The 19,647-nt window shown below is 46.7% G+C and carries 18 protein-coding genes; 11 read left to right on the forward strand and 7 right to left on the reverse strand.

Features of this window, described 5'->3' with window-relative positions; genetic code table 11:
- Positions 1–32: 32 nt before the first annotated feature.
- Positions 33–1,487, reverse strand: a complete 1,455-nt coding sequence (locus tag QUA74_RS24995; protein WP_333334482.1) for a folate/biopterin family MFS transporter — start codon at positions 1,485–1,487, stop codon at positions 33–35.
- A gap of 148 nt (positions 1,488–1,635) precedes the next feature.
- Between QUA74_RS24995 and QUA74_RS25000 the strand changes: the two genes are divergently transcribed.
- The 8 genes from QUA74_RS25000 to QUA74_RS25035 all read left to right on the forward strand — a co-directional run bounded on the left by QUA74_RS25000 (position 1,636) and on the right by QUA74_RS25035 (position 6,657).
- Complete coding sequence (locus QUA74_RS25000; protein WP_333334483.1) at positions 1,636–2,115, forward strand: hypothetical protein; 480 nt, start codon at positions 1,636–1,638, stop codon at positions 2,113–2,115.
- Between the two features lie 46 nt (positions 2,116–2,161).
- Positions 2,162–2,650 carry a hypothetical protein gene (locus QUA74_RS25005; RefSeq protein WP_333334484.1) on the forward strand — a complete coding sequence of 163 codons (489 nt, stop codon included), beginning with the start codon at positions 2,162–2,164 and terminating at the stop codon, positions 2,648–2,650.
- A gap of 2 nt (positions 2,651–2,652) precedes the next feature.
- On the forward strand, positions 2,653–3,030 hold the full coding sequence (locus QUA74_RS25010) for a HEPN domain-containing protein (protein ID WP_333334485.1): 378 nt from the start codon (positions 2,653–2,655) through the stop codon (positions 3,028–3,030).
- A 152-nt stretch (positions 3,031–3,182) separates the two neighbouring features.
- Positions 3,183–3,644: a cupin domain-containing protein gene (locus tag QUA74_RS25015; RefSeq protein ID WP_333334486.1), complete on the forward strand. Its 462-nt coding sequence runs from the start codon at positions 3,183–3,185 to the stop codon at positions 3,642–3,644.
- 6 nt (positions 3,645–3,650) lie between these two features.
- Positions 3,651–4,289: a class I SAM-dependent methyltransferase gene (locus tag QUA74_RS25020; protein ID WP_333334487.1), complete on the forward strand. Its 639-nt coding sequence runs from the start codon at positions 3,651–3,653 to the stop codon at positions 4,287–4,289.
- A gap of 102 nt (positions 4,290–4,391) precedes the next feature.
- A complete protein-coding gene (locus QUA74_RS25025) occupies positions 4,392–5,027 on the forward strand; it encodes a class I SAM-dependent methyltransferase (RefSeq protein WP_333334488.1) in 636 nt (211 codons plus the stop codon).
- 71 nt (positions 5,028–5,098) lie between these two features.
- Entirely contained in the window at positions 5,099–5,953 is an 855-nt protein-coding gene (locus tag QUA74_RS25030) for an AraC family transcriptional regulator (protein WP_333334489.1), read from the forward strand.
- A 107-nt stretch (positions 5,954–6,060) separates the two neighbouring features.
- Positions 6,061–6,657 carry a ferric reductase-like transmembrane domain-containing protein gene (locus QUA74_RS25035; RefSeq protein WP_333334490.1) on the forward strand — a complete coding sequence of 199 codons (597 nt, stop codon included), beginning with the start codon at positions 6,061–6,063 and terminating at the stop codon, positions 6,655–6,657.
- 109 nt (positions 6,658–6,766) lie between these two features.
- Here QUA74_RS25035 and QUA74_RS25040 read toward each other — a convergent pair whose 3' ends face one another.
- The 6 genes from QUA74_RS25040 to kdpA all read right to left on the reverse strand — a co-directional run bounded on the left by QUA74_RS25040 (position 6,767) and on the right by kdpA (position 14,552).
- Entirely contained in the window at positions 6,767–8,035 is a 1,269-nt protein-coding gene (locus QUA74_RS25040; protein WP_333334491.1) for a sodium:proton antiporter, read from the reverse strand.
- Positions 8,036–8,171: 136 nt separating this feature from the next.
- A complete protein-coding gene (locus QUA74_RS25045) occupies positions 8,172–9,314 on the reverse strand; it encodes a sensor histidine kinase KdpD (protein ID WP_333334492.1) in 1,143 nt (380 codons plus the stop codon).
- A 74-nt stretch (positions 9,315–9,388) separates the two neighbouring features.
- The gene (gene kdpC / locus QUA74_RS25050) at positions 9,389–10,018 is read right to left on the reverse strand and encodes a K(+)-transporting ATPase subunit C (RefSeq protein ID WP_333334493.1); all 630 of its coding nucleotides are present in this window, start codon (positions 10,016–10,018) and stop codon (positions 9,389–9,391) included.
- A gap of 190 nt (positions 10,019–10,208) precedes the next feature.
- On the reverse strand, positions 10,209–10,478 hold the full coding sequence (gene kdpF, locus QUA74_RS25055) for a K(+)-transporting ATPase subunit F (protein ID WP_333334494.1): 270 nt from the start codon (positions 10,476–10,478) through the stop codon (positions 10,209–10,211).
- Positions 10,479–10,609: 131 nt separating this feature from the next.
- Positions 10,610–12,712, reverse strand: a complete 2,103-nt coding sequence (gene kdpB, locus QUA74_RS25060) for a potassium-transporting ATPase subunit KdpB (protein ID WP_333334495.1) — start codon at positions 12,710–12,712, stop codon at positions 10,610–10,612.
- Positions 12,713–12,791: 79 nt separating this feature from the next.
- On the reverse strand, positions 12,792–14,552 hold the full coding sequence (kdpA, locus tag QUA74_RS25065; protein WP_333334496.1) for a potassium-transporting ATPase subunit KdpA: 1,761 nt from the start codon (positions 14,550–14,552) through the stop codon (positions 12,792–12,794).
- Positions 14,553–14,852: 300 nt separating this feature from the next.
- Here kdpA and QUA74_RS25070 point away from each other — a divergent pair, with 300 nt between their 5' ends.
- The 3 genes from QUA74_RS25070 to QUA74_RS25080 all read left to right on the forward strand — a co-directional run.
- A complete protein-coding gene (locus tag QUA74_RS25070; RefSeq protein ID WP_333334498.1) occupies positions 14,853–15,953 on the forward strand; it encodes a HAMP domain-containing sensor histidine kinase in 1,101 nt (366 codons plus the stop codon).
- Positions 15,950–16,642 (forward strand): response regulator transcription factor, encoded by a 693-nt coding sequence (locus QUA74_RS25075; protein WP_333334500.1) that lies wholly within the window; start codon positions 15,950–15,952, stop codon positions 16,640–16,642. The genes QUA74_RS25070 and QUA74_RS25075 overlap by 4 nt, the downstream gene beginning before the upstream one ends.
- Positions 16,643–16,848: 206 nt before the next feature.
- On the forward strand, positions 16,849–19,647 hold a 2,799-nt coding region (locus QUA74_RS25080; protein ID WP_333334502.1), incomplete at its 3' end, for an esterase-like activity of phytase family protein.

Raw genomic sequence — 19,647 nt, forward strand, 5'->3', positions numbered from 1 at the left:
GTATCCGTGTCAAAATCCGTGTGTGCCTGCCTTTATTTGCTGTCTGCGGTGCGGCTTTGTGACCTTACTGTCGGTACTAAGTCGGGAAAGTATTCGGGCATGAAATGCTGTCCGCCTGGTTTGGAACTGCCCATTTCTGGTTCTAATACGGGAAGAGACTTTTGATTGTTTGGATCGCCGCTTTCTGTACTATCAGCGGGCAACCAATTTAAGAACGGTAGTGGCAGAAGTGTGGACAGGTTTGTGATGACAATTAGCAGCCAGAGGTTATCGAAATTGCGATCGGTAATTCCTAGCAAGTGGGTCAAAAGTGCACCGCCTTCGTGGGAAATAAGTCCTGCTAAGTTGGTGACTGACATCAACACGGCAAATAAAGTTGCTTCAACACCTCGGGGACACAATCGTGCGGAGAGTACCAGCACCGGCATATAAGCAATTTGTCCGATTACTGTCAGGATCAGGCTGTCTCCGATGCTGAACCATTGATCGTCAATTCCTAAAGCTCGGTTCGCATGAGTTACTAATAATAAAGTAGTCATGCCCAAAGCAGTCGCAATGACCGTTGACCAGCCAAAAATTACTCGAAATGGAACTGTTTTGAGGAAGCGCTGAAACAGCCAGATCCCGGCGAGGGCTGCAATGCTGGTAACGAGGCGCACTCGTCCGAGAAATTCTGGTTGAAAGCCTAATTCGTTAGTGGTGAAAAAGAAGAAGGCGGAGTCTGAGCTTGGGGTGGATTGCCAGAGAAAGAGAAAGGCGGTGGGCAGCCAAATTGTTTTTTGGGTAACAGCGTGCCGCAGTTGTTTTAGTTGGTCTTTGACCGTTTCAAAGTCGGTTCTTTTGTTGGTTTTTTCTTCGGCAATTAACCAAGCTGTTGCTGATACAATTAGCGGGAAAGATGCGGTGATTAAAAATATTGTGTGAGTGCTGAAGTGTTGCAGCAGGGAACCGCTGAGGTAGGCGGTAATTAGTCCGCCGAGGGCTGCAGCGCCCCAAGATAAGGACTGCAGGGAACCTGCGTCGGTAACGGATTCTTTTCTGGCCCTTTCGACTACCAGGGAGTCGGCGATTACGTCGCTGACGGCGAGGGAGAGGGAACTCAGGGCGATCGCGCCTGTAGCGGCAAGCGGCGTGTGTACAATTGTTGCGAGGCTCACCCATGCTGACGTTCCCAGCAGCCCGGAGAGGACGATGTAAGGGCGTCTGCGGTAGCCGAATATCGGCAAGCCGTCGGACATGAAGCCGAACACGGGTTTGATAATCCAAGGTAGGGCGACGACGCCCAGCATTGCCGAGACTTCTGCCGGACTCATGCCGAGTTCGTCTTTAAGGAAGAAGCTGACGGCTAAGCGGGCTAGTCCGAGGATGCCTTGGACGAAGTAAATCAGTAAGATGGCTATGAGTTCGGGGGTGGGCTCATTCCCAAAGAATACTTTTTCTTTTAAAGATTCTTTGAGTTTGCTGACGCCGGAGGGGGAAACGAGCATTTGAGCAATATTTCTTAATGAATCTCAATATTTATAACACATTCTTAATGAGTTGCGGGAACTGTCGGAGGTGGGATGCCGGAATGACGGGGATCTGGCAGGTATTATAAAATTGTAATTAGCTCGAATTAAAGGATTTGTGGTAGCAATGAAAGCAGAAAGTAAAATTGTCTTTCTGGCAGCGGCTTGGATTTTAGGAATAGGGGCTAATTTAGCCTCAGCAATACCTGTTGCTAACCAGCAAGGTGATTATCCGGTGCCACCTGCGAGACAGCGGGGGAACAGACAGGTAAATTGGGTGGTTGTTGACTCAGATTCTCAAGGGTTGAATTGTCGGATGGCTCAGAAATTTCGCTCAATTTCTGTAGACGGTTTGGATGCGCCTGCTGAGTTGTTTGAAAGAAATAAACACAAGATTTCACAGTGGCCTGTGGTGACTGCGTTTCGGCGGGGACAGCGCTTGCAAGCGGTGACAGGAAATAATGCCAATCAAATTATGATTGCTGACTCTCAGGGCAAACCTTGGCTGCCGGTTTCAACGGATAAGGGTAATTGTTTTGTGCGGGCTAACAGCCGTTTTATTAAACCGATTCGGGAAAATCCTACTACTTTGAAACCGTTAGAATAAGGCAGAATGGAAACAGGGAAAACAAACCTTAGATTATACAATCTATATGCAAACCGCGAGCAATTCTCAAACCCTGACAATCCAACTGTCTCCTGAAGACAGCGAAAGGCTTTTAGCAGAAGCGAAACGTCGTCAACTTGATGCCCACAGCCTAGCTGAGATACTGCTGCATGAAAGCTTAACCCAGCTAAATCCTGTTGCTGGTGCCGATATTGAATCTCTGGAAAAATTGTACAGCTTCCGGGGGAAAACTGAAATATTGCAGTTTCTGGAAAAATATCAGTTTTTGATTCCCGTATTGCTGGAAGCACCAGACAAAATTTTCAATTACTTCCCCGGTAAAAAGTTGGGCCTTGAAGTTGAGGCAGACTCGGAATTTATTAACTCCGCGCAGCTATTTCTGGATATTATTATTGATGGTGACGCCGATGAAATCATAGACGAGGCACTTGACAAAGAAGAAAAATTGTCAGAGGATTGGTATCTACCTCTGCCGTATGAGGTGCGGAGAGTTTTTAGTTGTGGCGTGCGCTAATAATGACTTTTGACTGGTCGCAGTACCTGAATCTAGCAAAAGAATTTATCGGTCAACCGACTCCTCCTGCAAATCAAGAAGCCAAAATGCGTTCGGCTATCAGTCGGGCATATTATGCAGCTTTTATCAGTGCTAGAAATTACTTGCAGGAAACAGAAGGGCATTCTATTCCGAAAACGGCAGATGCTCACAAGTATGTTCTGCAGCAGTTCAAACAGAGTTCTGAGGCCGAGCGTCAAAATATAGGGAGGAACTTGGAAAAGTTGAGAAGGGATCGAAACGAAGCAGATTATAACAATAGTGTACCCGAACTGTTCAAGATTAGCAAAATAGCAGTCAAGCGAGCGCAGCGGGTGATATCTCAGTTAAGCAACCTATAAACAGTCAACTTTTAAGCCTGATGGAGTCACTGTTCCGACAATTATTTTATTAATTTCAGCGGGTGGCAAATTGGGATTAGCCTACTTGGTTTACCATCTAAAATTGATAGGTCATGTGGGGAAGATGTTCCTATTTTATTTATGGCTGCCCTATGATTATCGATCCTGAAAATGTCCCGGAAATTACAGGTTCCAAGTACCCTCAGCAATTCAAATCTGCTGTTGCGGGGAGAGTTAAAAAACGATTGGGCGATGCTGCCGGATTGCAGAATTTTGGGGTAAATTTGGTGAGACTTGCGCCGGGAAGTTGTTCTTCTCTCAGGCATTGGCACACCCGGCAAGATGAGTTAATCTATGTTCTGGAAGGGGAAGTTACTCTGATTACAAATTCGGGAGAGCAAGTGCTAAAACCGGGTATGGCGGGGGGTTTTCCGGCGGGGGATGCAGATGGGCATCATTTAGTCAACCGCAGCAATGCAGAAGTTGTTTATCTGGAAATTGGCGATCGCACTCCGGGAGATAGTGCCGAATATCCCGATGACGATCTAATTGCGAAAGCTAACGGGAATAGTTGGATTTTTACTCGCAAAAATGGCGAGGTTTATGAGAGTTGAAAAATTATGAGTCAAGTCAATCTTTGGACTTCGGCGGAACACGCTTTGTGGTATCTTGCTAAAGCTGATGGAATTCCTCACCGCACTGAAGGTGAAGCGGTTTTGTTGGAGGAAGTGCCGAAAAATGTTAAGCGAATTCTGGATGTGGGCACGGGAGACGGGCGGTTGCTGGGTCTGCTTAAGTGCGATCGACCAAATGTTGAATGTGTGGCGATCGACTTTTCGCCGACAATGCTGGAAAAAGCCAGAATTCGCTTTGCGGATGACCCCAATGTCACGGTAATCGAGCACAATTTGGATGAATCGCTGCGGGATTTAGGCAAGTTTGATGCGGTTGTTTCTAGTTTTGCGATTCATCACGTAATAGACGATCGCAAACGTTCGCTTTACGCCGAGATTTTCGAGCTTTTGGAACCCGGAGGCATTTTTTGCAACTTGGAACACGTAGCGTCAGCCACTCCCGCTTTACACCGGAAATTTCGAGAGGCGCTGGGTATTAGCAACGAGCCCGACGATCCGTCTAATAAATTGCTCGATGTGGAAACGCAACTGCACTGGTTTAGAGAAATTGGTTTTACAGATGCAGACTGTTATTGGAAGTGGCGGGAACTCGCTTTATTAGTTGGGGTAAAAGCTGACTCATAGTAGTAAGTTGCGAATTGCACACCCTACTTAATGGCGAAATCTAGCGCTCGTGGTTGGATTTTTAGGCATAAAAACGGCGAAATTTATGAGGATTAAAAAATAATGAGTCAAGTCAATCTTTGGACTTCTGCGGAACACGCTTTGTCGTATCTTGCTAAGGCTGATAGCGTTCCTCAACGCACTGAAGGTGAAGCGGTACTTTTGGGGGAAGTGCCGAAAACGGTCAAGCGAATTCTAGATGTGGGTACGGGAGACGGACGTTTGTTGGGTTTGCTAAAGTGCGATCGCCCGAATGTTGAATGTGTGGCGATCGATTTTTCACCTACAATGTTGGAAAAAGTTAGAACTCGTTTTGCTGATGACAAAAATGTTACAGTAATCGAGCACAATTTCGACGACTTGCTGCCGGATTTGGGCAAGTTTGATGCAGTTGTTTCTAGTTTGGCAATTCACCACGTAGAAGACGATCGCAAACGTTCCCTTTACACCGAAATTTTCGAGCTTTTGGAACCCGGAGGCATTTTTTGCAATTTCGAGCACGTAGCGTCCGCAACAGAGGCTTTGCATCAGAAATTTCTAGAGGCGGTCGGTATGGGCGATCGACCAGACGATCCCTCTAATAAATTGCTTGATGTCGAAACGCAACTGCGCTGGTTTAGAGAAATTGGTTTTATCGATGCAGACTGTTATTGGAAGTGGCGGGAACTCGCTTTATTAGTTGGGGTGAAACCAGTTTAGCTGCGGATCAGGACACGGCAGTTCCGTGTCCTTTTAAAATTGGAAACAGTCAATCAAAGTCGATACTAGCCGTGTCTAATAACGAACCTGCGCCACACTTGCACCTCCTTTCTAGCTTTGAAGCGGGATGGGATGGTTTGAATCTCATCTACGAGCTAGAACCTGCTGACGAAATGCCGGAAAGTGATTTAGGTCAGCACTTTATCATGATTGCTCAGAATGATTTTCGGGCTAGTTTTATGTTTAATGGAAGTTGGCAGCACGTAGATTATGCCAATGGTGATATTGCTATTATTCCTGCTACTCAAACTTTTCCTAGAACATTAGTCGATCGCGAAGTTCCATTAATTGAGTTATTTCTCGAACCTGCAATGCTTGCCCGCGCTGCTTTTGAATCTGTGGATGCCGATCGCATTGAGTTAGTGCCACAATTGCAGCTACGCGACCCATTAATTCAGCATATGGGGCTAGCTTTGAAGGAAGAACTAGCAGCCGGAGGTGCAGACAGCCGCCTCTATGCAGAGTCAATGGCAACAGCGCTTTCTGTGCATTTGCTGAGGCGCTACTGTTCCTTTCAAAAGGAGATTAAAAACTATACGGGCGGATTGTGCAAGTATCAGCTCAGGCAAGTATTCAATTACATTGACGAACATTTAGACCAGAATTTAAGTTTGGAAAAACTCAGTAGTGCCGTGCAGATAAGTCCGCATTATTTTGCTAGTTTATTCAAGCAATCTACAAAAGTTACACCTCATCAATATGTGATGAAATGCCGAATAGAGAGAGCAAAGCAGTTGCTCCAGCGCCGGGAGTTAACACTTGTAGAAATCTGTCACCAAGTCGGCTTTCAAAATCAAAGTCATTTCACCAGAGTTTTTCGCCAATACGCCAACACTACGCCAAAGGCATATAGAGATGCGCTTTGAAGGTTGGGAAGATTAGGACATTTTTGGGAAGATTGGGCAAGACAGCCGCAAAGTGCGATCGCTAAATTTAGTACCTACCGACAATTTCTTTTAAGAAGTAACCAAGGATGAAAGGTACTAAATTTGCTTTTGAAGGATGGAGCATCGTTGGTTTGTCTGCCCTGATAGTTGGCATTATGCTTGCTGTTATCTGGCTGATTCACGGTGTTGATGAACAAGGGATGCGGATGGCGATTCGAGCAACTGCTCGTACTTCGTGTATCTTATTTCTCAGTGCTTTTGTTGCTTCTGCACTTCGCAGGCTTTGGCCAACTACATTTACACAGTGGCTCTTAAAAAATCGCCGCTATTTGGGGGTATCGATGGCAGTGTCGCATACGTATCACGCGATCGCGTGGAGCGGCTTGTGGTTTGCAACCTCTGGAGCATCGCCTAAGTTTGACCCTCTGGGGATCTTAGGCTATGTCTTCCTTTTTGCGATGACTGTAACATCTTTTGAGCGATCGGCAGCATGGATAGGTAAACGAGCCTGGAGAATTCTGCACAACGCTGGAATGCACTATTTCTGGCTGGCTTTTACCTTTGAATTCACTACCAAGATTGTCAAGTCAATGCTCGTATATTTACCTTTGACAGTGTTGCTAGTTGCAGCAATTATGATTCGCCTAGTTTCTCCTAGAATACAGAGAAAATTAGTTAGTTAGGACTTACACACTCCAACCAAAGAAACCGGGTTTTTTACCTAATCGGGGGGCTATAACAAAGTATTTTCGTAAAAAACCCGGTTTCTCGGCTCCGATTCGTAAGTCCTAATTAAATTAAATCCGGTACTTTAGGTTTAATTCGGCGCTCGTACCAGTTCATTAACGGGGTGGAAGTAATGCCGTGCAGAATCACAGAAAGTACGATGGTTGTAAAGGTAATCCAGGCAATTTTTTCGGCTGTTTCGCCTTTCAAACCCTGGCTGAAAGCATAGGTAAGATAATAGATAGAACCGACGCCACGAATGCCGAACCAACCGCACAGCCAGCGGCTGGCGGGATGCAAAGGACTGCCGATCGTACTAATCCAAGCTCCCACAGGCCGGATTAAAAAAATTAACAATCCTGCTACTAAGAGGGAGTATCCTCCATAAGCCAACATAGGCTCTAGGCGCAAAAGCGAACCTAATAGTAAAATAGTTCCTACTTCCATTAACTTTTCAATGCGCTCGGTAAAGTGCAGTTGGGAAAGCGGCTTTTCTGGCTTTCGGTAACTCCGCTGCACGACAATTCCTGCTACAAAAACTGCGAGAAATCCGTAGCCGTTGACTACTTCTGTAAGAGAATATGTGATCAGAATTGTGCTGAGAGCAATGAAATCTTCCATTAATTCATCGGCCGGTTGATAGCGTTGGAGTCGGCGATCGATCCAGGTGACGGCTTTAGCTACTAAAATACCCATAACGATACCTGCTGCGATCGCCCAAATCAAGTCAACTGCTACCCACTGGGAAAACCAGTTCGGCCAATTGTTATCTTTTAGCGCATAAATGCCGAAATAAACAAAGGGAAAAGCTAAAGCATCGTTTAAACCGCCTTCTGATGTTAAACCAAAGCGCAATTCATCGCGATCGTCTAGATTAGCCAACTGAACTTCTGAGGCTAAAACTGGATCTGTGGGAGCGAGAATTGCTCCCAGTAAAATCGCTGGACCCCAATCTAATTTCACACACCAATGACCCACGGCTGCCACCGCAAAAATAGAAATTGGCATTAAAAAACCGATCAGCCGGGCTGTGGAATTCCAAGCCCAAAATTGCAGCGGGCGGTTCATTTTTAAGCCACAACTAAACAGAGAAACAATAACTACAAATTCTGTAAGTCTTTCTATAAATTGAGCTTCGGGACGCAAGTTAATCAGCTTGGAGCCGTAGGGTCCCAATCCGATACCGACAACTAGATAAATTAAGGCATAAGATACAGGCAATCGCGAAATCCATCCGGAACCCAAGGTGACGCTCAGCAGGAGGATGCCAATAGCTAGCAAGTCGAGAATGTAAATATCCACCATAGCGATCGCACTTTTAATCAGGTTTACCAAGTGCGATTTTGACAGGTAAGAGCTTCGGGCGCATCCACCATCAGCTAGAGCCTCCTATCCTCCGAAAGTTGCAGTTGTTATGCTAAATGACTAACAACTAACAACTGACTACTGACCACTAAGAACTAACAACTGACTACTGACTTTTTTCGGTAGCAATGATGTGCAAATCTACGTGTTTGAGCGATCGCACTAACTGTTGAGTCAAAGAACCCCGCAGTAGCAATTTCCAGCGGGATTGCTGGCTTTCGCCGATCACAATTTGAGTAATGCGATACTGTTTCGCTACATCGGAAATTGCTTTTGCTATATTCGGACTCTCCACCCGCAGAAATTGCCCGTTAAATTCTTGACAAAGCTTCTGGCAGGTTTCAACGTGCAAGCTTTCGGCTTTTGTTAAAAATCGATCTGGATTATCGACAAAAAGAGCGTAAAATGGGGCATTCATGTAGCTAGAAATTCTCCCACCCCGTCGCAGCAGTTGCAAGGAGTTCGGATAAGTCGAGAGGCATACTAATACTCGTTCGTGAATGTTGCAATGTTGACCTTTTAAAGTTGCTGCCTCGTCTTCAACATTGTCTGCTACTTCTCGCAGGGCGAGTTCTCGCAAAGCAATTAAATGACGGCGCTGGAAAAAATTTTCTAAAGATTGTTCAATTTTTTCGGGAGCATAAATTTTGCCTTCTAGCAACCTTTCTTCTAAAGTTTCCGGCGTGACATCGACAACGACTATTTCGTCAGCATCTTCGAGGACGCGATCGGGTACTCGCTCTCGGACTACAACTCCGGTAATTCGAGCTACTAAATCGTTGAGACTTTCTATGTGTTGAATGTTTAGCGTCGAGAAAACATCAATCCCAGCATTCAGAATTTCTTCTACGTCTTGATATCGCTTTTCTAGGAGAGAACCGGGAATATTTGTATGAGCAAGTTCGTCTATTAATGCTAATTGGGGGCGGCGTGCTATGACAGCTTCAGTATCCATTTCTGTGAGAATTTTTTCGCCCCGTAGCATTTGTTTTCTGGGTACTATTTCGAGTCCTTCCCCTTTAGCTGCTGTCTCTTTCCGTCCGTGAGTTTCTAATAGTCCAACGGCCACATCAATACCTTCAGATTTGAGCCTGTGACCTTCTTCCAGCATTCGGAAAGTTTTGCCAACACCGGGGGCCATACCGATAAATATTTTGTGCTTTCCCCGGCGGGGCGTACGATCGTAAGTGCGGTTCGGTTGGGCGTAAACCGCGTCTGGATTGTTGGTAAGTTCGCTAGAGTGAATCATAGCTGAGTAGTGGGTAGTTAGTCAATCTCCAGTCATGCGTCAGTTTATGACCGATGACTGGCGACTGTTGTAAACTATTGTAAACGATCGAGAGCCAGATTCAGTTTGAGGACGTTAACCCCCGGTTCGCCGAAAATGCCGAGAAATCTGCCGTCTGTATTTTTGGATACCAACATTTCTACTTGATTGAGATTGAGCGATCGCACCGTTGCTATCCGCTGAGTTTGCGATCGAGCTGCCTCTACGCTAATGTGCGGATCGAGGCTAGAACCAGAGGTGTAGACTAAATCAGCAGTCGGTTTGATACCAGCTTTGTTGAGGCGGTCTAATTCAACTTGCACCCCTTGGAAACCATCTTTTTCATTACCTCGCTTCAGCAAATCCGAGTTGCTGGGAGCCAGGTTGCTAGCTCCCGAAACACCTGTTCTTTGACTGAAATTTTCTCCCTTTGTGGGATCGTAATTTTCGGTCGCAAAGCTGCTGTAATTTGTGGTACTGGGGCGGCTCCAAAAATATTTATCCGATCTGAAAGGTTGACCTATTAACGATGAACCGACTACAACTCCCTGTGGGCGAATTAAGCTGCCGTTTGCCTGCGAATTGAAGGCAATTTGGCCGATTATTAGCACGATCAAGGGATAAATAATTGCGGTGATTCCCCACAAAACTAAAGTCACGCGAATTGCTCGAATTAATTCTCTCATAAATTACCTCACTTAACTAATTGTTTGTTGATGACAACCCAATAAGCTTGGGTTAAAACTATTTATTCCTCGGAGATCCCCCTCGCATCCCCCTTCTTAAGGGGGACTTGGAGTAAGTTCTTTTCCCCACCTTTTTAAGGGGGCGCCAGGGAGATCGAGCTTAACTGAACCGTATTACTACATAATTGACCTAAAATCTTTCCGGCTGAAAAATCACGACAAACAAATAAACTGCGAGTCCGACAATCACCAAACCCAAAAGACTTAAACCCCACGCAGCTTTTTTAGTCAAACCTTCGTCCGCAGCCGCATAAACAGCCGGGGCAATTATTAAGTTAAAGCACATTACCAGAAATAGCTGCACCGGGATTGGGTGGCGCTGCCAAAGCATTTGTGCTAACTTAACGGTTTCTTGAAAATCCTTGGGCAAAACATGATTCAGCAAATAGTTCCGTTTCATAATTACTCCTATTTTTTCATTAAATGGCTTGATAAATTGCAGCAACTATCTTGTAATTAATCTTCCTCTTGTCGCTCTCCTTTGTATCCCTTAAATCTGTTAAAGCGGTTACACAATCCGCTGCCGAACCTCTATGCTAACCCAACGGCAGTAATCAAAACATCAATAATTTTGATGGCAATAAACGGCGCAACTGCCCCGCCCAATCCGTAGATTAAAATGTTCCGCTGCAACAGTTGATTGGCACTCAATGGTCGAAATTTAACCCCGGTTAATGCTAGCGGAATCAAAGCGGGAATAATCAAAGCATTGTAAACTAATGCAGACAAAACCGCCGACTGACCGCTGGCTAAACCCATGATATTTAAAGCGCCAACCGGGGCAAATATTGCGGGAATAATTGCAAAATATTTGGCAATGTCGTTGGCTAGGGAAAATGTGGTCAGCGCGCCGCGAGTAATCAGCAATTGTTTGCCAATTGTCACTAAATCAATTAGTTTGGTGGGGTCAGAATCTAAGTCCACCATGTTTGCAGCTTCTTTCGCGGCTTGGGTTCCCGAATTCATCGCGAGTCCTACGTTTGCTTGCGCTAGTGCGGGTGCGTCGTTGGTTCCGTCTCCCGTCATTGCTACTAATTTGCCTTCTGCTTGTTGCTTGCGAATTACGTCGATTTTGTCCTCTGGAGTTGCTTCGGCAATGAAGTCGTCAACGCCTGCTTCATCGGCAATTACTGATGCTGTAATCCGGTTGTCTCCGGTAAGCATAATGGTGCGAATTCCCATTTTTCGCAGTTGGTCAAATCGATCGCGAATCCCCGGTTTGATGACATCTTTTAAATAGATAATGCCGTAGGTGTCGTCGCCTTGACAAACGCCTAAAGGTGTGCCTCCCAAGCGCGAAACCCGCTCGTAAGCTTCATCGAGATCGGGGCCGAAATTGCCGCCACGCGATCGCACAAAACCCTTCACCGCATCCACCGCGCCCTTGCGAACCTCCGTACCATTGGGCAAATCCGTGCCAGACATCCGGGTTTTTGCCGAAAAATCAATTCCTTCGGCTCCTTGAGCGTTTTGGCGATCGAAATCCACCTGTGCGCCCAAATTCTGAGCCAAACGGACGATCGACTTTCCCTCTGGAGTATCGTCAAACACGCTCGCAGTGAGTGCTACCTGCGCCACTTCTTGCAGTGAATGACCGTTGACCGGAATAAACTCCTCGGCTAAACGATTACCCAACGTGATCGTCCCCGTTTTGTCCAAAATCAGCGTATTCACGTCACCGCAAGCCTCCACGGCGCGTCCAGAGGTCGCTATCACGTTAAACTGAGCAACGCGATCCATCCCCGCAATGCCGATCGCGCTCAGCAAACCCCCAATGGTTGTTGGAATTAGCGCCACCAGCAGCGAAATCAGCGTCACCACGCCCACGGGAGTTTTCACGTAAGTTCCCACGGGCGGAATCGTTGACACCACAATCAAAAACACCAGCGTCAACACCGCCAGCAGCACTGTCAGCGCGATCTCGTTGGGCGTTTTCGACCTTTCAGCGCCCTCCACCAGCGCGATCATCCTATCCAAAAACCCCTTACCCGGGTCGGCCATCACCCGCAGCGTCAATTCGTCGGAAAGGATGCGCGTCCCGCCGGTAACGGAACTGGCGATGTCCGAACCCGGTTCCTTGAGCACTGGCGCGGATTCGCCGGTGATCGCAGATTCGTCTACAGATGCGACGCCTGCAATCACTTCGCCGTCGGAAGGAATGACATCGCCTGCGAGCACTTTAATTTGGTCGCCGCGTCTCAGGGATGTCGAACTAACTTCTTGAATTGAACCGTCTGGTAGGAGTTTGCGGGCTGTTGTGTCGGCTTTGGTCGATCGCAGCGCATCTGCTTGCGCTTTGCCGCGTCCTTCTGCTACCGCTTCGGCAAAATTAGCAAATACCAAAGTGAAGAACAAAATAAACGTGACTAAACCGTTGAAAACTCTCTGATTTTCGCCGGCAACCGGGCCGAACAGCGTCGGGTCGATCGTTAATAATGCAGTCACAATTGTGCCAACCCACACCACAAACATCACCGGATTTTTCAGCATCACCCGCGGGTTTAACTTCACAAAAGCTTCTTTAAAAGCTCTTTGATAAAGGCCTTTAGTATTTGCTTTCGGCGTGTGCTTGCGAGACTCGCGAGAGCCTCTAGCAGGTTTTTTTGGGGAATCTGGAGTAGGGGAAGAGGTCATGTCGATTGGGGATTTTTAATAAACCACAGAGAACATAGAGAATACAGAGAAAGAAAAGAGTGAGGTTGAGAAATTTTTGCTACCGAGGTGGAGGAGTTGGTGTTGCTAAAGGTTTTGTGGGTGCAGTTATCGGTGTGGGTTCAAATTTGCCGCTGCTAATTTCATATCCTTCGGCAATTGGCCCTAAAGCTAGAACTGGGAAAAATGTCAGCGCGCCCAGAATTATGATTACTCCTGCGGTTACGCTGGTGAACAAAACTGAATCTGTTCTGAGAGTACCCGTTGTTTCAGGAACCAGTTGTTTGTTCGTCATGCTGTCAGCTAAAAGCAGCAGGGCAATAATTGGAACGTAGCGCCCCAACAGCATACTAAAACAGGTGCTTAAATTCCACCAAATTCCTGTCGGCGCAGGTTGAGAGTCTGCCAATCCTTCCAAACCAGAACCGTTGTTAGCCGCCGCCGAAGCGTATTCGTACATCACCTGAGAAATGCCGTGAAATCCCGGGTTGCTGATGCCGCTCAAACTGTCTGTAAAGGCGAGAGAAATGGCACCGGGGATTAAAACTGCGATCGGGTGAATTAGCAAGACAACGCTGGCTAAAACGATTTCCCGTTTTTCAATTTTGCGTCCCAAAAATTCCGGCGTTCTCCCCACCATCAATCCGGTGAGAAATACGCTCAAAATTGAGTAGATAAATAAGTAAGCCGTTCCCGTTCCTTGTCCGCCCCAAACGATTTGTAGAAATAAATTAAACAGAGTAGCAAAACCACCGGGAGGCATTAAAGAATCGTGCATCCCGTTGACAGCCCCGCACATTGTCCCAGTGGTAGTCACTGCCCAAAGTGCAGTTTCTGCCCAGCCAAATCGCACTTCTTTGCCTTCTAAATTTGGCTGCTGCCCACCAAGTAAATTATTGATTTGAGGGTTGCCGCCGTACTCGCCAAACGCTGCAATGCCAATCAAGATAACGTAGATGCCAAACACCATCCAAAAAATCAGCCATCCCTGCTTTTTGTTGTTGGCAAATCTGCCGTAGGTGTGAATCATAGCTGCTGGAATGGAAACCATTGCTAGTGTTTCCAACAGATTAGTAAAAGGGTTGGGATTTTCAAAGGGGTGAGCGGAGTTAATGGCAAAAAATCCGCCGCCATTTTCTCCCAGTTGTTTGATGCTTTCAAAGTGAGCTACTGGGCCGCGAGCAATTACTTGCGTGCCGCCTTCTAATGTGCGGGCAATTGCCGGACCTGCTAGGGTTTCCGGCACTCCTGAAATTAGCAAAAGCAAGGCAATTATTAAAGAAAGGGGTAGCAGAATCCTGGTGATTGATTGAATTAAATCGATGTAAAAGTTGCCCAATGGGCGGCCTGTTAAGCCCCGGATAAAAGCAATACCTACTGCTAAACCTGTAGCTGCTGAGGTAAACATTAAAAAACCCAGAGTTAACTGGGATAAGTAAGTAAATGTTGTCTCGCCGGAGTAATGCTGTTGGTCGGTATTTGTGAGGAATGAAATAGTTGTGTGCAGCGCAGTATCCCAGGTTGGGGCACTTAAGCCTGTGGCATTTAAAGGCAGCACTCCTTGAAGCATGAAAATTAGGAAAACAAATATGCCCATTGCTGCATTGCTGTAGAGTAGCGATCGCGCATATTGCCAACCTGTCATCGAATCCGAAGAGCGGATGTTGCCTGCGGTATAGATCAGTTGTTCTACAGGTTTGATGGCGGGGTCGAGGATTGTTTTTTCTCCCATGTACACCCGCGCAATGTAATTACCAAAAATAGGGGCGATCGCTACTACAATGATTAGCGTTAATGCGATTTGAATTAATCCTTCAAGCATAACTGAGCCAATACTTCCTTAAAAGTGCAATCTGCTTTTAACAATCAATATACTTGCGGTTAGGATTTTTGATAATCAGCCCGCAGGTATAAGTTGCCGTTTACCCGTTATGCTGAGCTGCTATATATTTTCACGGACTGACAAATGTTTAAATATTTAGCAGTATCTATGCTTGCAGATATAGATATTATCTAAACGCTTGTTTTTGCGTCACAGGAGACAAATTTTGGGGAAGAAAAACCGCAGGTATAAGGCAGAGAGTAGAGTGTAAATATAAAATATAAAATGGATGGATAAAGGATGTTAAACAGCTTATTGAAAATCACAGACAACCTGGCAGTTCAAGAGAAGTATTTGCGGGGGAGGTGGTCGATCGCAATTTTATTTGCGATCGTTGTAGTGCTGGAATTTACTACGCCGTCGGAGTATCTGTTTGGGTATTTCTACACAGGGCCGATTTTATTGGCAAATTCGCGCTTGAGTCGGTTGGGTAAGTTACAAATTACCCTGGTAGCGGCAGCTTTGACGCTGTTAAATTTGTTTGTTCCTCCTGGAGAAACGATCGCCCTAGCGACAGTTGCAAATAGATTGATCGCAGTCATGGCCTTGGGAGTGACGGGATATTTGAGCGATCGCAACCAGCAGTACCAAGAGGCGATCGCGATCGCTAAAGCTGAGTTGCAGTCGCAGCAGCAGCTAGCAAGCATCCGAGAAGATTTTGTCTCTACTTTGAGTCACGACTTAAAAACGCCGATGCTGGGGGCGATCGAAACTATTAAAGCTTTCCAGCAGGCAAAATTTGGGGATGTCACCGCCCGTCAGCAAAAAGTTCTGGAAACAATGGTGCGATCGCACAAAATGTCTCTACAATTAGTAGAAACGCTGCTGGATGTTTACCGCAACGATGCCGAAGGTTTAAAACTGCAACTTGCGCCCGTAAATTTAGTAGCTTTGGCAGAAGAAGTAATCGCAACTCTCATCCATTTATCGGCGGCGCGCCGGGTTTACATTAGTATGAGTTACGGAGAGTCAGATTTCCGTCGCTCTTTGTGGGTAAATGGCGATGCGGTGCAACTCCAGCGCGTTTTTGCTAATTTGTTAACAAACGGAATTAACCATTCTCCTCGCGGTGGCAAAGTAGAAATAATCATGGAATCTTATTCGAGTTATCAGGTGGTGAAAGTTATCGATAGTGGCTTGGGAATTACCGCCGATGAACTGCCCCACTTGTTTGAGCGTTTTTATCAAGGCAACGGCGATCGGCAAGCCAAAGGATCGGGATTGGGGTTATACTTATCTCGCCAAATCATTGACGCTCACGGCGGTATAATTTGGGCAGAAAATAAATTGCCACACGGTGCTTTATTTGGATTCCGACTCCCTGCTATCCCACAGAAATGAAACCAGCTTATCCCTTGCGAATTCTCCTAGTTGAAGACGACGAACTGTTTCGGTTGGGGCTGCAAACGCGCTTGCAGCAAGAAAGTTGCTTGCAAGTAATTGCCGAGGCAGAAGATGGCGAAACAGCAGTAGAACTGACTCAGGAACACTTACCAGATGTGGTAGTTCTCGATGTCGGTTTGCCGGGAATTGGCGGTATTGAAGCGTGTCGCCAAATTAAACAGCGACATCCAGCAATTCCGGTTTTAATTTTAACATCTCATTCTCAAAAATCCTTAATTGAAAGATTAATTGCAGCGGGAGCTCAGGGCTATTGCCTCAAGGGAATTGCGGCGGAAACTTTGGTTTTGGCAATTCGATCGATAGCGGCGGGTGCTTCGTGGTGGGATAAGGCTGCAACTGCGGAAATTCGGGCGGTTTTTGCTAATCCTGAACCTTTGAAATTTGGGTCAAAATCAGAAGTTTTGGAAAATCCGCTGACGAAGCGAGAACAGGAAATCTTGGCTTTAGTTGCGGGCGGCAAAAGCAATCAAGAAATTGCTCAAATATTGTACATTGCTCCGGGGACTGTGCGGGTTCACGTACACGCAATTTTGCAAAAGTTAGAAGTGCGCGATCGCACTCAAGCTGCTGTACTCGCAATTCAGAAAGGATTGGTTGCTGAAGAACTTTTGGCGATCGAACCCTAAAAAGGCGATTTTTGTACTGGAATACTCGGTTTTTGAAATGAATTACTTGCTTAACTCGCCTCTACAAGATGAATCCGTTGCAGCTTCACAAAAAATTACTATTATTCACCCTTGATGCTGACATTTTACCGATGACACTTCATATATAAATTTGCTAACGTAAGTACACCTTAATTTCCGTACCTTCATCTACCTTCAGGTGTATTATGCCAGACTATATAAGTTTAGTCCCCACCGCGATCGCCTTTCTCGACTCGGCCCTTCCCGATGGCGAAACTCTCCGCAACAGCATCGAATTGGGGACAGAAGTTATTACCCTGGATGGGGTGCGGGATGGAGTAGAACAAATTACTGAGGCACTAGCGAGTCGCAGCAATATCAAAAGCATTCATATCATCTCCCACGGCCGCCCCGCGAGTTTGCAGCTAGGCGCGATCGATCTAAACTTGACAAATTTAAAAACTTATGCTAAGCAATTGCAGCGTTGGTCGCGATCGCTGGCAGAGAGTGGAGAGATTTTGCTTTATGGGTGCGAGGTAGCGGCGGGGGAGAAGGGCGCTAACTTTGTGCAGCAACTGAGTCAGCTAACCGAGGCAAAAATTGCTGCTTCTAGATCGCCGATCGGCAGTTCTGCTAAGGGCGGAGATTGGGAATTAGATTATACAACAGGAGCGGTGTCCTCTGGGCTGGCGATCGACCCAGCCACGATGGCCGCCTATCAATTTGTGTTCGGCCTGCAATTTTTGGGACAAGCAGGATTTCCGGCAAATACAAATTTTGAAGGAACCCAGGTAGGTGGATTGTCTGGCCTTACCTACGCGGGCAACAATACTTACTACGCTATCTCCGACGGCCGCAATATTCCTAATGGCAGTCCTGGCCCGTCTCGCTTTTACACCCTCACTATACCTAATGTGAGTTCGAGTCCCTTGACATCAGCAGCAGGACAAGTGAATTTTACAGGGGTGACACAGATTGGCAATCCGCCTCCCTTTGCCGCAGATACATCGGATACAGAGGGCATTGGCTTCATCGGTGGCAATGTCTTCGTCTCTTCTGAAGGGAATTTTTCGACAAATACCCAGCCTTTTATCAACAGATTCGACATTGCAACCGGAGTTCAAAACCTAGCACTGACTATTCCTTCTCCCAAATACGACCTATCAGCAGATACTAGCAGCGGCATCCGCAACAATCAAGGTTTTGAAAGTCTGACCATTACTCCCAGTGCAAATTTTCTGTTTACAGCAACAGAAAATGCTCTCGAACAAGACGGCCCTGCTTCAGGTACAACGGCTACCATTGGCACGCGATCGCGCATTTTAAGATATAACTTAGCCACAAACACCGCAAACGGAGAATTTCTTTACAACACTGATCCAGGCAACGGCATTTCAGAAATGCTGGCCGTTGATGATAATACGCTGCTGGTTCTCGAACGTTTTTTCAACCCCGGGCCGCCGGCTTCAGGCGATTTGAAGCTTTATCAAATTTCTTTAAACGGTGCGACTGACATTCAAAGCAATACTGGCTTGATTGCTTCTGGTGTTGCTGGCATTACACCGGTATCGAAAACTCCGATCGCTACTGCTGCTTATTTCCTCAGTCTAGGCCCTGTGGCGCTTGTAGACAATTTTGAAGGGATGACATTTGGGCCTTCTCAAACGGCAACTGGGAAGCGAACGCTCATTCTTGTCAGCGACAACAATTTTGCCATTCCCACCAGATTCGCAGCGTTTGCAGCCAACAACGCACCTGTACTCGACAACAGTGGTTCGCCGATACTAACAGCAATTAACGAAGATGTACCTCCTGCCAGCAACAGCGGCACCTTAGTTTCTGCTTTAATTGCAGGTGCAGTTACAGATACCGACACCGCCGACACTCAAGGAATTGCTGTCACAGCGACAGACAATACTAATGGCAGTTGGGAATATTCAACTGATAGCGGTTCGACTTGGATCGCATTCGGCACACCGTCAACAACAGCAGCGAGACTGCTAGCAGGCAATGCCAGCATCCGCTTTGTTCCCAATGCAGACTACAACGGCACTGCCAATATCACTTATCAGGCATGGGATGGAACGACGACTAACTCTGGCAGTAATATCCTGACGAACGGTGGGACGGCTGATATTTCGACTGCCAGCAGTATGGGGGGATTGGCAGCTTTCAGTACAGCATCCGAGACAGCAACAATTACCGTTAATCCTGTCAACGATGTACCCTCTTTTGTGAAAGGGAGCGACTTAATCGCCCGCCACGACGGAGGCCCGCAAACCTTTGCTGGATGGGCAACAGGCATTTCCCCAGGCCCCGCCAACGAGTCGGCACAAACTGTTAGTTTTGAAGTGGTAGTAGGGAATGACGATACTGCTTTATTCAGCGTACTACCTGCGATCGACTCTTTGGGACAACTGACTTTTACACCGCTGGCCGGTGTGATTGGCACTGCTATTATTAATTTAACCCTCAAAGACAATGGTGGTATAGCTAACGGCGGTATCGATACTTCGCCTAGCCAGACTTTCGTCATTAACCTGACCAACCAGCAACCAGGGGCAGAATCAGACAGTTACAGCATTCCCCACGACAAGGTATTCAACCTGCCAGCCCCCGGAGTCTTAGCCAATGACGACAATCCCAACGGCGACCCCTTGACTGCCAAACTCGATTTGGCCCCCAACTTTGGCAAGGTAGTTTTTAACAGCGACGGTTCCTTCAGCTATACTCCCAATTCCGGTTTTGCAGGCATTGACAACTTTACTTACATCGTCAGCGACGGGGTATCGCTGTCTGCCCCGATTCCGGTGAACCTCAATGTCACTAACTTTCCGCCAGAGGCACAACCAGACAGTTACAGAATTCCCCACGACAAGGTATTCAACCTGCCAGCCCCCGGAGTCTTAGCCAATGACGACGACTTCGACGGCGACCCCTTGACTGCCAAACTCGATTTGGCCCCCAACTTTGGCAAGGTAGTTTTTAACAGCGACGGTTCCTTC

It is taken from the genome of Microcoleus sp. LAD1_D3, assembly GCF_036702135.1.
In the GTDB taxonomy this organism is placed as follows: Bacteria; Cyanobacteriota; Cyanobacteriia; order Cyanobacteriales; family Microcoleaceae; genus Microcoleus.

Coding starts and splice junctions, on each gene's coding strand:
- QUA74_RS25005 (WP_333334484.1), top strand. CDS start 2,162: ATGCAAACCGCGAGCAATTCTCAAACCCTGACAATCCAACTGTCTCCT.
- QUA74_RS25020 (WP_333334487.1), top strand. CDS start 3,651: ATGAGTCAAGTCAATCTTTGGACTTCGGCGGAACACGCTTTGTGGTAT.
- kdpF (WP_333334494.1), bottom strand. CDS start 10,478: ATGAAACGGAACTATTTGCTGAATCATGTTTTGCCCAAGGATTTTCAA.
- QUA74_RS25025 (WP_333334488.1), top strand. CDS start 4,392: ATGAGTCAAGTCAATCTTTGGACTTCTGCGGAACACGCTTTGTCGTAT.
- QUA74_RS25035 (WP_333334490.1), top strand. CDS start 6,061: ATGAAAGGTACTAAATTTGCTTTTGAAGGATGGAGCATCGTTGGTTTG.
- QUA74_RS25000 (WP_333334483.1), top strand. CDS start 1,636: ATGAAAGCAGAAAGTAAAATTGTCTTTCTGGCAGCGGCTTGGATTTTA.
- QUA74_RS25070 (WP_333334498.1), top strand. CDS start 14,853: ATGTTAAACAGCTTATTGAAAATCACAGACAACCTGGCAGTTCAAGAG.
- QUA74_RS25075 (WP_333334500.1), top strand. CDS start 15,950: ATGAAACCAGCTTATCCCTTGCGAATTCTCCTAGTTGAAGACGACGAA.
- QUA74_RS24995 (WP_333334482.1), bottom strand. CDS start 1,487: ATGCTCGTTTCCCCCTCCGGCGTCAGCAAACTCAAAGAATCTTTAAAA.
- QUA74_RS25010 (WP_333334485.1), top strand. CDS start 2,653: ATGACTTTTGACTGGTCGCAGTACCTGAATCTAGCAAAAGAATTTATC.
- kdpA (WP_333334496.1), bottom strand. CDS start 14,552: ATGCTTGAAGGATTAATTCAAATCGCATTAACGCTAATCATTGTAGTA.
- kdpB (WP_333334495.1), bottom strand. CDS start 12,712: ATGACCTCTTCCCCTACTCCAGATTCCCCAAAAAAACCTGCTAGAGGC.
- QUA74_RS25045 (WP_333334492.1), bottom strand. CDS start 9,314: ATGATTCACTCTAGCGAACTTACCAACAATCCAGACGCGGTTTACGCC.
- QUA74_RS25015 (WP_333334486.1), top strand. CDS start 3,183: ATGATTATCGATCCTGAAAATGTCCCGGAAATTACAGGTTCCAAGTAC.
- kdpC (WP_333334493.1), bottom strand. CDS start 10,018: ATGAGAGAATTAATTCGAGCAATTCGCGTGACTTTAGTTTTGTGGGGA.